At 61.5% G+C, this 11831-nt stretch carries 9 protein-coding genes; 4 read left to right on the forward strand and 5 right to left on the reverse strand.

The window, feature by feature from the left end; all coding sequences use genetic code 11:
* The first annotated feature begins 375 nt into the window (after positions 1–375).
* Positions 376–1965, forward strand: coding sequence for a cation:proton antiporter (locus S101446_RS01685; RefSeq protein WP_029335089.1), 1590 nt, complete (start codon positions 376–378; stop codon positions 1963–1965).
* Between the two features lie 2 nt (positions 1966–1967).
* Here the strand turns inward: S101446_RS01685 and S101446_RS01690 are convergent, their stop codons facing one another.
* Positions 1968–2870 (reverse strand): LysR family transcriptional regulator, encoded by a 903-nt coding sequence (locus S101446_RS01690; RefSeq protein ID WP_087607404.1) that lies wholly within the window; start codon positions 2868–2870, stop codon positions 1968–1970.
* 141 nt (positions 2871–3011) lie between these two features.
* Here S101446_RS01690 and S101446_RS01695 point away from each other — a divergent pair, with 141 nt between their 5' ends.
* Positions 3012–3785: an SDR family oxidoreductase gene (locus S101446_RS01695; RefSeq protein ID WP_019086827.1), complete on the forward strand. Its 774-nt coding sequence runs from the start codon at positions 3012–3014 to the stop codon at positions 3783–3785.
* A 263-nt stretch (positions 3786–4048) separates the two neighbouring features.
* Here S101446_RS01695 and S101446_RS01700 read toward each other — a convergent pair whose 3' ends face one another.
* Both S101446_RS01700 and trhO read right to left on the reverse strand, forming a co-directional pair.
* Positions 4049–5935 (reverse strand): ABC transporter ATP-binding protein, encoded by a 1887-nt coding sequence (locus S101446_RS01700; protein WP_087607405.1) that lies wholly within the window; start codon positions 5933–5935, stop codon positions 4049–4051.
* Between the two features lie 201 nt (positions 5936–6136).
* Positions 6137–7165 carry an oxygen-dependent tRNA uridine(34) hydroxylase TrhO gene (trhO, locus tag S101446_RS01705; RefSeq protein ID WP_244184586.1) on the reverse strand — a complete coding sequence of 343 codons (1029 nt, stop codon included), beginning with the start codon at positions 7163–7165 and terminating at the stop codon, positions 6137–6139.
* 190 nt (positions 7166–7355) lie between these two features.
* On the opposite strand from trhO, the gene arsC reads away from it, so the two are divergent.
* Positions 7356–7721: an arsenate reductase (glutaredoxin) gene (gene arsC, locus S101446_RS01710; protein WP_087607407.1), complete on the forward strand. Its 366-nt coding sequence runs from the start codon at positions 7356–7358 to the stop codon at positions 7719–7721.
* Between the two features lie 90 nt (positions 7722–7811).
* Here the strand turns inward: arsC and S101446_RS01715 are convergent, their stop codons facing one another.
* A complete protein-coding gene (locus tag S101446_RS01715) occupies positions 7812–9182 on the reverse strand; it encodes an amino acid permease (protein WP_087607408.1) in 1371 nt (456 codons plus the stop codon).
* Positions 9183–9658: 476 nt separating this feature from the next.
* Between S101446_RS01715 and S101446_RS01720 the strand changes: the two genes are divergently transcribed.
* Entirely contained in the window at positions 9659–10549 is an 891-nt protein-coding gene (locus tag S101446_RS01720) for a diacylglycerol/lipid kinase family protein (protein WP_087607409.1), read from the forward strand.
* 134 nt (positions 10550–10683) lie between these two features.
* Here S101446_RS01720 and S101446_RS01725 read toward each other — a convergent pair whose 3' ends face one another.
* Positions 10684–11805: a P1 family peptidase gene (locus tag S101446_RS01725; protein WP_087607410.1), complete on the reverse strand. Its 1122-nt coding sequence runs from the start codon at positions 11803–11805 to the stop codon at positions 10684–10686.
* Positions 11806–11831: the final 26 nt, after the last annotated feature.

Below are 11831 nucleotides of genomic sequence, written 5' to 3' on the forward strand. Positions count from 1 at the left end.
CCTGTCGGGGCTGCGTTGCATGCACATTCCACGTCTTTTATTGTATTTTTAAAATATCAATTCCGATTCCATAATGAAAAATATGCAAAGGGATGGAACGTCGGGAGAACTGTTTCGGGCAATACTGTATTTGGAAAAACAGACCGCGCCGTTCGTGGTGGCGCGTCCGGACATGGGTGCAGTCCCGTGCCGGCCCCACGGGCGGGACTATGATTGCCTGCGTCACGCCATACCGGGGCGCGGAACCCGTGCGGGTCATGTTTTATTACAGTATACATTACCCCCGCGGCATCAGCGCAGGGCACCGACCCCGTCGTGACGCGTTACGGACAGGGGCCATGGCGAATGCCCGGCAACCTGACAGGTATGGCGCGCATGTCCAATGTAGGGCGGTTTGAATTCATCCTGCTGCTGATCGTCCTGATCGTGGGGCTGGAACTGGTGGCGCGCAAGCTGCGCCTGCCACCCGCGGCCGCACTGGTGCTGGGGGGGATCGCCATTGCGCTGGTGCCCGGCGTGCCGGTGATCGGGATCGATCCCGATCTGGTGCTGATCGTATTCCTGCCACCGCTTCTGCTGGCGGGGGCGTATTTTTCCGTCTGGCATGCATTCCGGACGCATCTTCTGGGCATACTGCAACTGGCGGTGGGCGGGGTTGCGTTCACCACGCTGGCCGTGGCTGTCGCGACGCGCTGGCTGATTCCGTTCATGCCGTGGGCGGCCTGCGTTGCCCTTGGCGCGATCGTCGCCCCGCCCGATGCGGTGGCGGCGAAGGCGGTGCTCAAGCACGTACCCCTGCCTGAACGGATGACGACGCTGCTGGAAGGCGAAAGCCTGCTGGATGACGCGGCCAGCCTGGTGATCTACCGTTTTGCCACGGTTGCTGTCATGACCGGCAGTTTCGGGGCCGTGCACGCCACGGTCACGTTTTTCTTCCTGGCGCTGGGTGGACTGGTGCTGGGCTGTGCGCTGGCATGGGTCTGGATCAGGCTGCTGGCACGGGTGCGTGACCGTATTCTCAGCATCACCATGACGCTGCTGCTGCCATGGGTGGCCTATATCGGGGGGGAGCAGGTCGGGGCGTCGGGCGTCATCACCACGGTCGTGGCCGGGCTGGTTCTGGGCTGGCGGCAGCATGACGTGTTCAGCGCCGACGAACGCCTGCGCTGGGCGGCGGTATGGGAAGTGCTGGTGTTCGTGCTGGAATCCCTTGTTTTCGTGCTGATCGGCATTTCGCTGCATGCCATCGTGCTGCGTCATATGGGCACGCCATGGGTGGCGCAGGACGTGTTCCGCCCGGTGGCGGGCATCGTAGCGGTGGTGCTGGTGTCACGGTTTGTCTGGATGCTGATGACCGAAGGCATACGTGTCGCGTTCCTGTCGCGCGGCAGGCGGCCGGGATGGCGGCCATTCTTCAGTTTCGTCGCCATCATGGGCTGGTGCGGCATGCGTGGCGTGGTCAGCCTTGCCATCGTGCTGGCGCTGCCTGCCGAAATGCCGAACCGTGATATCATGCAGATCGCGACCTTCGTGGTCATTCTGGTGACCGTTCTGGGGCAGGGAACAACCATTGGCTGGGTCATCCGCATGACCGGGGGGGAACGGGGGCCGTCGCGCGGGCAGCGCCATCACCTGTCGGTGTCGCAGGCGCGCGCGCTGATCGCGCGGTCGCAGGAACATGCCATGCGGCAGCTGGCCTTTGCCCCCGATGGACAGATCGTCCATTCCCGCCTGCTGGAACAGTACGCCTACCGTGCGGAACTGGCTGAACGCTTCAGTCATGAACAGCAGGCGCTGCAGGGACGCAAGGACGCGCATTACAGGGCGCTGCTGGCGACCATTGACGCAGGCCGCGCCGAACTGCTGCGCCTGCACCGCAGCGGGGAAATCCATGATGCCGTCCTGCACCAGCTTGAACATGAACTGGACCTGCAGCAGATGACGGCGGAAGGCGGCCTGATCTGACCCTATCCGATCGCCTGCGCCATCACGCCCTCCAGCCATTCGGCAAAGACCTGCAGGCGGCGCGACAGGTGCTTGCGGTGGGGATAGAGCAGCGCCATGGGCATGGGTTCCGCCCGGTAAAGGGGCATGACTTCCACCAGTTCGCCCGCTGCGACATGGTGGCGCACGTCATAGGCCGGGACCTGTATCAGCCCAAGACCGGCCAGGCAGCAGGCCACAAGGGCTTCGGCACTGTTGACGCTGACCCGACCGGGCAGGGCGATGGTCCGTATCCTGTCGCCTTCCATCCATTCCCATTCCTCCACCCGCCCGTTGGAAGGCGAGGCATAGCGCACCGCTTCATGCCCCGTCAGGTCGGCAGGGCTGTGGGGCACGCCATGGCGGGCAAGGTAGGCGGGACTGGCCACGTTCATGAAGGCCAGTTCCCCCATGCGGCGTGCGATCAGCCCGGAATCGGACAGGGGGCCGACACGCAGCACGCAATCGATCCCGTCTTCGATCAGGTTGATGGCACGGTCGGTGACACCCAGTTCGATCTCGATTTCAGGGTAGCGGTCCAGAAATTCTGGCAGCGCCGGGGCGACCAGCAGGCGGCCGATCCGTCCGGGCATGTCCACGCGCAGCAGCCCGCGCGGGTTGCTGCGGTCATGGCGGAACAGGGCTTCGGCTTCCTCCACATCCGCCACCAGCCGCACGCAGTGGTCATAAAATGCCATCCCGTCCGGCGTGGGGGCGACGGAGCGTGTGGTGCGGGCCAGAAGCCGTGTACCCAGCCGGGATTCAAGTTCCTGCACGGCGGTGGAAACCGTGGAACGGGGCATCTTGAGCGTATCCGCGGCCCGGGTGAAGCTGGCGGTCTCCACCACGCGGGCGAAAATGCGGAAAAGGTCGATACGGTCCACCATTGTCACCGTCAGGCTGCAGGTTTGTTCGTGTTTTCTGACATGTGTTGTCAGGAAAGGGAACTTTATATCCCGATTTTAACTGATAACTTACAGGCATGAACAGCGCGGCACAGGTTCGCGCAGTATGAATGGAGGCTGGATATGGCTGATCATAGCATCAAGGGTAAGACTGTCCTGATCGCAGGCGGGGCAAAGAACCTCGGCGGCCTGATCGCGCGTGACCTTGCGGCACATGGCGCGAAGGCCATCGCCATCCATTACAACAGCGACGCGACCCGACCCGAGGCGGAAAAGACTCTTGCCGATCTGAAGGCCGCAGGCGTCAATGCCGTTGCATTTCAGGCGGACCTGACGCGCGATGGCGCGGTGGCCGGACTGTTTGCCGATACGGTTGCGGCCATAGGTCGGCCCGACATCGCCATCAACACGGTGGGCAAGGTGCTGAAAAAACCGATTGCCGACACCAGTGAGGCCGAATTTGATTCCATGTTCGCGATCAATACGCGCGTTGCGTATTTCTTCATCAAGGAAGCGGGCATTCACCTTAACGACCACGGCAAGCTGCTGACCATCGTTACCTCGCTGCTTGGGGCCTATACGCCATTCTATTCGACCTATGCCGGGTCCAAGGCGGCGGTGGAACACTTTACCCGTGCCGCGTCCAAGGAATATGGCGCGCGTGGCATATCGGTCAACGCCATCGGGCCGGGGCCGATGGATACGCCTTTCTTCTACGGGCAGGAAGCGCCGGAAGCCGTGGCTTACCACAAATCGGCCGCCGCCCTTTCACCGTTCAGCAGGACGGGCCTGACCGAAATCGAGGACATCGCCCCCCATGTCCGCTTCCTCGTATCCGACGGGTGGTGGATGACCGGACAGACCACCCTGATCAATGGTGGCTACACCACGAAGTAGGCAATCAGTTTCAACAGGCGCCCCCCGCCGTTAACCCATGCGTGCTTTCCTGACCTGATCCTGCCTGCTTCTTCGGGGCAGCAGGCAGGGAAGGGCCAGCGCGCGTGGGTTGCGGGTAGCGGGAATGTCTGTTCCGGGGTGCCGGGTCGTTATGTCCGATATGCTGGACAGGCGGCTATCACAGCAAGGCACCAGGCGGCTGTTTGAAAAAACCAGCCCGGAAACTTTTGTCTTTTTTATAAACAAGTTTTTAAAACAGATAGTTATTGATATCCGGCAGCCTGCAGTTCAAACAGTTCCGCATACCGGCCGCCCTGGGCCAGCAGTTGTTCATGTGTACCGGCCTGCAGGACGTGGCCATGTTCCAGCACGACAATCCGGTCCGCCGTGCGCACGGTGGAAAAGCGGTGGGAAATCACCAGTGCCGCCTTGCCATGCCGTAGCGCGCGCAGGCGTTCGAACACGTCTGATTCCGCACGCGCATCCAGCGCGGCGGTGGGTTCATCAAGTATCAGCAGGTCGGCGTCGCGCATATAGGCACGGGATATGGCGATTTTCTGCCATTCCCCGCCGGACAGTTCCCGCCCGTTCGCCACGCGCTTACCCAGTGGCTGGTCATATCCCATGGGCAGTCTGGCCACGACATCGTCAGCCAGTCCCTCATGTGCTGCAGCCCCGATCCGCTGCGTGTCGGCAAGGGCCGTGATCCGGCCCACGGCGATGTTTTCCGACGCGGTCAGGCTGTAGCGGACAAAATCCTGGAATATGACACCGATATGCGCGCGCAGGTCCGTCAGGTCCATGTCATGCAGGGGTACGCCATCCACCGTGATCTGGCCTTCGTCGGGGTCATACAGGCGTGTCAGCAGTTTGACGATGGTGGTCTTGCCCGCCCCGTTTTCCCCCACCAGCGCCACGGTTTCCCCCGCGCCAATGTTCAGGTCCAGATGCCGGATGGCCCAGCGGTCCGTGCCGGGATAGCGGAAGCCCACGTTTTCGAAGCGGATGCCCTGTCTTATCGGTGACGGAAAGGGCCGGGCTGCCACCGGCGATACGATGGATGGGCGGAGGTCAAGGAAGGCGAAGAAATCATTGAGGTACTGCGCCTGGCTGGCAGTCTGTGTAATGCCCAGCAGCAGGCTGGACAGCACCGAATGCAGCCGCAGGAACGATCCCGACAGGAATGTCAGGTCCCCCACCGTAAACCGGCCGCGCACCGTATCCCACACAATGACCAGATAGACGCCGTAATAGGCGACCGACCCGATCGCCGCGAAGGCCCCGCTCCAGACAAAGCGGCGCAGGGCCAGCCTGCGGTTCTGTTCCAGCACGGTTGCCGCGGCGGTGCGGAAGCGGCCTACCAGGAAATCCCCCAGCCCGAACAGCTTGAGTTCCTTGGCATGTTCGGCGCTGGCGCCAACATGGCGCAGATATTCCATTTCGCGCCGTTCGGCCGTCTTGGCCCGGATCAGGCGGTAGCCTTCGGCATTGAAATGCGCTTCGCCCGCCGCCGACGGCAGCAGGGCGATGACCAGCACCACGACCATCCACGGTGCGAACGCCACGACACCAATCGCAAGCGTCAGTGCGGTCACGGCGGTCTGGGCAATGTTGAACAGTTGCACCAGCAGGTTGTTGCGGCCCGATGCCTGGCGGCGTGCGCGTTCCAGCAGGTCCTGCAGGGCGCTGGATTCAAACTGCTGCAGGTCCAGTGTCGCGGAATGGCCCATCAGGGCGAGGCTGACGGAATTGATATACCGTTCGTTCAGCAACCCATCGACCAGCACGATCGCGCGGGATATCAGGTCCGACAGGATGATCAGGGCGAATTCCAGCGCAATCCAGACCTCCAGCCGGGTGGCTGGCCCATGCAGCAGCCAGTCCGGCAGGGAACCTGACGGGGCGGCATGGGCGCTGGTGCGGATGACCTCATCCACAATCAGCTTGCCGACATACAGCGCCAGTGGCGGCTGGATGGCCTGTACCAGTCGCAGCGCGATACTGGCCAGTGTCAGGGCCGGACTGCATTTCCATATCTGGCGGAACATGCGCGGCACATGCCCGTAAACCCCGAAGCGCGCGGCCAGTCGCGCACGCCACGATGGGGCGGACGGATTACGATGATCCGGGCTGTCAGGTTCTGCGCTCAATCAGGAATGGCTCCGGCAGGGATGGGGAAATTACCGTGCGGCAGGCCGGCTTATCCACCCCATATCACGGGTGGCCCGGCATTGCCGCCGTGGTGCGGGGGAGATGTGGGGGAAACCTCCCCTTCAGGGCAGCCGTGTCGGTGGAGGAGAGCCGGTCTGGATCGCACATCATGTCCTGTCGGGCCGGCTTGGCCCGGACGGTCATGCGTCGGGATCGTCACCGGTCGTGGCGCCGCGTTGCGTGCATGGGGTGGGCAGGCCCAGATGATGTGTGCCCTTCTGCACCGCAAGCTGGATCTGGCGTTCACGTTCCGCGTAACGCCGGCGCTGGGCTTCGGTGCGCTGGTTGGTGCAGTGGGGGCAGCTTATGCCTTCCACGTAGTCCGGGCTGGCGCGGTCCGCTTCGCTCAGGGGAGTGCGGCAGGCATGGCAGATGTCGAATGTGCCGGGTTTCAACCCGTGGCCCACGCTGACGCGCTGGTCAAACACGAAACATTCGCCATCCCACAGGCTTTCATCCTGCGGCACGGTTTCCAGGTATTTCAGGATCCCACCCTGCAGGTGAAACACGTCTTCCACCCCTTCGGCGCGGACGAAGGCAGTTGCCTTTTCACACCGTATGCCGCCGGTGCAGAACATGGCGATCTTTGGCGTGCGCCCCTGTTCCAGCAGGTCGTGCCGCCGGTCGCGGAACCATTGCGGGAATTCCCGGAACGTGCGCGTGCCGGGATCAATGGCGCCGCGGAAGGTGCCGATTGCGACCTCATAATCATTGCGCGTGTCAATCACGATGGTGTCCGGATCGGAAATCAGGGCATTCCATTCATCGGGCGCGACATAGCGGCCGACATCCCGGCGCGGGTCCAGTCCTTCGACCCCCATGGTCACGATTTCACGCTTTATACGCACTTTCATGCGGTGGAAGGGCAGGGCGGGCGCACGGGAAAACTTGACTTCCAGATCATTACAGCCGGGCAGGGCACGGATGACGTCCAGAATACGCCCGATCGCATCATCCGTCCCGGCAATGGTGCCGTTTATGCCTTCGTGCGCCACCAGCAGGATGCCTCGAATACCCAGTTCATGGCAGGCATCGAGCAGTCGGGTACGCACGGCGGCACAATCCGCGAAGGGTGTGAAGTGATAGAGTGCCGCCACACGAATGGGCAGCGTGGCTGCTGTCGTGGTGTGGGCAGTGGAAGGGGAAGAATCTGTCACAATGGCAACCATGCGCTTCATAAGGGGACTGCTGACGAAAGTCCGTAAGTCAAACTGGACATGCCCGGTTGCCCGGACACGCAATCAGCGCAGTCATAGCGGAAATTCCATGTGAATGCACGATGTCAGGCAACAGGCTGCCATCAGGGGCGGGACGTGCTTATATATGCGCGTATTGACTGACCATATGGGAAAACCATGGATGACCGTCACCCTGTACCATAACCCTGCCTGTGGCACGTCGCGCAACGTGCTGGCCATGATCCGTGCGGCCGGGATCGAGCCGGTCGTGGTGGAATACCTGAAAACGCCACCGACCCGTGCCGATCTGGATGTGCTGGCAAGCCGTCTGGTGGTGCCGGTGCGTGATCTGCTGCGCCAGCGTGGCACGCCCTATGCGGAACTGGGTCTGGATGATCCGACGCTTGCGGATGGGGACATACTGGATGCCATCGCCGCCCATCCGGTACTGCTCAATCGCCCTGTGGTCATGACCGGTCAGGCGGCGCGACCCTGCCGGCCCAAGGAAACCCTGTTTGAAATCCTGCCACAGGCCCGTCTGGCCTGATGGCTGTTTCAGGTCATAAAGGCGTTTTTCCCAAAAAGCTTCGGGAAACGTCGCCTTTTTGAACGAAAGGCGGCACCCCAAAAACTTTCATTATATTTTGGGGCGCATCCTGCCACGCGCGGCATGGATCACGATAAAGAACACGGTTGTGCCAAGGCTGGCCACGGCGGTCATGCGTTGCGTGTCATTGACCAGCATGGCCACGAAAATGATGATCACACCACCCAGCGTCGCCAGATTGACCGCCGGAAAAAAAGGCAGCCGGAAAAATGACTGCTGCACCGCCCCGGATGCCCGTCGGCGCAGGACCATGTAGGATGTGACAATCAGCGAATAGACCAGCAGGATCACACCGCCGCTGCAACTGAGCAGGAAGGCGAATACCGTGCCCGGTGCAAGAATGGACGAAAATGCCACCACGCCCCCGGCCAGCGAATTGGCCATGATGGCGTTGACCGGCGTATGCTGCCGTCCATGGCGTTGCAGCAGGGCGGGCGCATCACCATGGCGGGCCAGTTCGGCCAGGATGCGCGACGTGATGTACAGACTGGAATTCATGCACGACAGCACCGCCGTCAGTACCACAACCTGCATGCATGTGGCCGCCCCCGGAATGCCCATGGCCTGCATGGCGGCGACAAAGGGCGAATGACCGGGCACGATATCCGTCCACGGCACGATCATCAGGATCAGCGCGATGGACAGGCTGTAGAATAACGTGATGCGCGTGCCCAGGCTGCGGGTGACATGGGCTACATTCCGCGCGGGCTCGGCTGACTCGCCCGCCGCAACCGTCGCGATTTCAGATCCGATCATGGTGAACAGGACGGTGGGAATGATGGAAATCATCGCTGTCATCCCATGCGGGAACATGCCGCCATGGCCCAGCATGTTCCGGGCGACCGGCACACCGGGGCCAAATACATGGGCGACATACAGCCCGCCCGCCCCGATGAACAGCACGATGCTGACCACCTTGATCAGCGAAAGCCAGAATTCGCATTCCCCGAATATATGGACAGCCGCAAGATTGATCAGGTTCAGCACCACGATCAGCGCCGTCGCCAGCACCCAGACCGGCAGGTTGATCCAGTCATGAAGCAGGATGGCCCCGGCTATGGCCTCGCTGCCCAGGGCCACGAGCCAGAAGAACCAGTACAGCCATCCCGTTGTGAAGGCTGCCCCGTTGCCATGGGCCATGCGGATATATTCCACGAACGATCCGTGGCCGGGGCTGGCGGTCACCATTTCGCCCAGCATGCGCATGACCAGCATGACCAGCAGGCCCACCGCGACAAACGCCAGCATTGCCGCCGGTCCCGCCGCTGCAATGGCGGCGCTGCTGCCTACAAACAGGCCGGCCCCGATCGCGCCACCCAGCGCGATCATGATGATGTGGCGTTGCTTCAGGGTGGAAACAGGCCGGGTAGGCGGCTGGTGTGTGCCAGTCGTGTCAGACATGCCGTGTGTTATTTCCTGAATGGCAAGGGAGCGTGATATGAAGAATGTTGCATGCTGCCGTGTCCACGGGTGGCTATGCCCACATGGTCCGGCCCCGGTCCGGCCGGAACGGGCAGTTCCTGATGCGGGCATCGTGACGCCAGGGGGCATTCATCATGCCTGCCGGGCGGAAATGCAGGCAGCATACTGATATCGTTTCAGTTTCATCCTTAACATAGGACAGGAACACGCGGGTTATGTAAAGGGGCATGGTATCCGGGCAGGATATGGCGGGACACTTGTTTTAAATAGTAAAGAGCATGATTTCATGTTTTTATAAAACAATGTTCCAATTAATACAAATAAATAAACATAAATTCATAAAATAATCCGGCGAAATCATATTCGCCATGGCTATTGGCGGGAATGGATTGTAAACACTCCGATCATATTATTGCCTTTTGACAGATTTCAGGAATTTCCAGAAGATACGCCCCATGCCCGATCAGAATGTAAAAGCGATCATTATCATGAACCCGACTGCCGGGCGTCGTCGCATGGGGCGTGTCGTGCGCTTTGTCCGGCTGTTGCAGCAGGCGGGCATGCAGGCGCAGATCATGTCCACCCGTTACCGGGGACATGCCACGGTTCTTGCACGCATGGCGGTGCAGGAACGGGCCTGTACCCATATCGTTGCCGCAGGGGGGGACGGTACCGTGGCCGAGGTGGCCGAGGGTATGGCGGGATCAGATATCATATTGGGCATTCTGCCTGTCGGCACGGCAAACGTACTGGCCCGGGAACTGCGCGTGCCGTTTTATGACGCCAGTAATGCCCGCAATATCGCAGGCGGTGCGTGCACCGTTATCTGGCCCGGATGCCTGCGGTCCAGCGAAGGGGCGTGCCTGTTCGTGCAGATGGTCGGCGTTGGCTTTGACGCGCATGTGGTGCATGCCGTGTCAACGCGCCTGAAAAAAGCGACCGGGCGTGCGGCCTATGTGCTGGCGACACTGGGTTCGTTGTGGAAATATACTTTCCCGACCATGACCGTCTGCGTTGATGGCGTGTCCCACACGGCAGCATCGGTCATTGTCTCAAAAGGTGCGTTATATGCCGGGAAATATGTCCTGACGCCCCGGTCCATGCAGGAAAGCAGGCAGTTTTCGGTTGTCCTGTTTGGCGCGGCGGGCATTGGCAACAGTATCCGCTACGCCATCGCGCTGCTGCGTGGAAACCTGTCACGTCAGAAGGATGTCACGATCCTGACGGCGAAGACAGTTGAAATCAACACCCCACGCAACATGCCCGTGCAAAGTGACGGGGATGCGCGCGGTCTTACACCCATACGGATCGACATGCCCGGTCGTGCCCTGCGTATCGCGGTATAACAGGAATAATCTGGGTTTATTGGGAATAGTAAAAGTTTCCGGGCGCCGCCTTTGTTCAAAAAGGCGGCGTTTGATGAAGCTTTTTTCTACAGGCTTCATCAAATGATTTGAAGGCCGTCTCGTTCATGGCCACTTCAGGCAGGCAGGTCATGCCATGTCCTGCCTGTCCGGTGATGGGGAAGGGTCGCCGCATACACACCACGTGCGACGGCGCGGGCTAGGGTGTCGGCTGCGACGGACCCCAGTCGGGCAATGACCAGTTCGCGGTTCTGGCCGGGTATTTCCTTCTGCGCGGTTGAAAGGGCAAAGACCACATCCCCGTCAAACGGTGAATGGATGGGACGGATTGCGCGGGCAAGCCCGTCCTGCGCCATCATCGCCACGCGCTTGAGTTCATCCGCATCCAGCCGTACGTCCACGGCAATGCAGGCAATGGTGGTATTGGCGCGCGCGCCGGGGTTCAGTTTGGCCTCGCCCCAGTCTTCGCCATAGACCGAGCGCGATGACGCGCCCAGCCCACCGAATTCATTGTCGATTTCCAGCGATCCCGCCCAGAAATTGCGCGTGCCCGGCACCACGACCGAACCAAGGCTGTTGACACAGACCAGCGCGCCAACGGTCATGCCATCACCCGTCCGGAACGAGGCCGAGCCCAGGCCCCCCTTCAGGCTGCCCGCACCCGCGCCATACCCGCCGCCTGCCGTGCCCAGTGCAAACGGCCCGGTCCTGGCATGGCGGACCGCCTGTTCCCCCAACCGGCGATAGGGGGGATTGGTACCCCACTGCTTGTTCCCGCCATTGGCAAGGTCATACAGCACGGCCGTAGGCACGATGGGGGAAGGGGGCACGCCATTTTTGGGAATGAGCGAGAAGCCACGCCCCTGCGCGCCCAGCCAGCCTGCCACGCCATCCGCCGTCGCCAGGCCGTAGACCGAACCACCGGACAGGACGATGGCGTCAACGCTGCGGACCAGGTTCCCCGCAGCCAGCGCATCCGTCTCACGCGTGCCGGGGCCGCCGCCACGCACATCCACTGCACAGGCCGCGCGCTGGTCAGGCAGGATGACCGTAACACCGGTATAGGCACCCGGATCATCGGCCAGCCCGATTTTCAGGCCCGCAACATCCGTCATCAGGTTCAGCCTGCCTGGTGCGCCAATGCGCACGGGGCTGGCGGCAGAAACGGCACGGGGTGCAACCGCCATGCCGCCGGTGGCCAGCATGGCCTTGATCAGTTGGCGTCTATGCACGTTCATTACCTTTCAATAATAGGATTCTGTTC

This window comes from Komagataeibacter europaeus (genome assembly GCF_002173515.1).
GTDB classification, from domain to species: domain Bacteria; phylum Pseudomonadota; class Alphaproteobacteria; order Acetobacterales; family Acetobacteraceae; genus Komagataeibacter; species Komagataeibacter europaeus.